Source organism: Polaromonas sp. P1_E3 (genome assembly GCF_056405935.1).
Genome location: NZ_JBFUBD010000713.1, coordinates 1 through 917 on the forward strand (window position 1 = coordinate 1; position 917 = coordinate 917).

Below are 917 nucleotides of genomic sequence, written 5' to 3' on the forward strand. Positions count from 1 at the left end.
ATCCTCCCCTTTGTTTCCCTCTTTCGGCAAATGTATGTAGGACGGGGGAGTTTCTGACTCCACCGCCTCTTTTGGCTGGCACACTGAGGGTCATGAGCAACATTCGACGCTACATCATTTCCTGCAGCCTGGCACTCGGCACATACCTGTCGCCAGCCGCTGCGCAAGTTTCGTCAAGCCCTGCAGTTTCTGCAGAATCCCATGCTGTAGGCCTTCTTGAAAAGCATGCAGCGTTGGCCGCGCAGCTCGCGCAGAACGCTTATCGCAGACCGCTGTTCCTTGAGTCTTCAGAAGGCGGAAACACCGTAAGTGGAAATGCCTATGCTGTACTGAATTCATCCTTCGGCACGGTCAGCGCCACGTTCAAGAGTCCCAATCGCTGGTGCGAAGTGCTGATGCTCCACATCAACACCAAATACTGTCACGCCAGCACGGACAACAGTCCCAGCGTGCTGAAAATGAACATTGGAAAAAAGACGGCTCAACAGCTGGAAGATGCGTTCGCGTTGCAGTTCAACTATCGGCTTGCTGCCAGTTCTTCGGAGTATCTGGCCGCGCAACTCAATGCCGATAAAGGCCCGCTGGGAACCAGTAACTACCGGATTGAATTGCAGGCTGTACCGCTACCCAACGGAAAAACCTTCATACACCTGGGCTACTCCTATGGGTACGGCATCACGAGCCGCCTGGCCATGAAAGGTTACCTTGCAACGGTAGGCAACGGGAAAGTGGGATTCACCCAAATACGGCAGGACCAAAACCTGGCGTACGTGGGTGGGATGCGCGGTGCGGTGGAACGCAACACCATGCGTTATTACCTCGCCATTGAGGCTTACCTCGCCGCCGTGGACAAACCACCCGCGCAACAGCTCGAATCCCGCATGGTCTACTGGTTTGATGCCACGGAGCAATACGCG

Annotated in this window: 1 protein-coding gene; it reads left to right on the forward strand. The window is 55.2% G+C overall.

The genetic code is table 11. The features are described from left to right. Positions 1 to 233: 233 nt before the first annotated feature. Positions 234 to 917 (forward strand): hypothetical protein (locus tag AC1D0Z_RS22985; protein WP_477660441.1); only part of this gene is annotated, 684 nt, incomplete at its 3' end.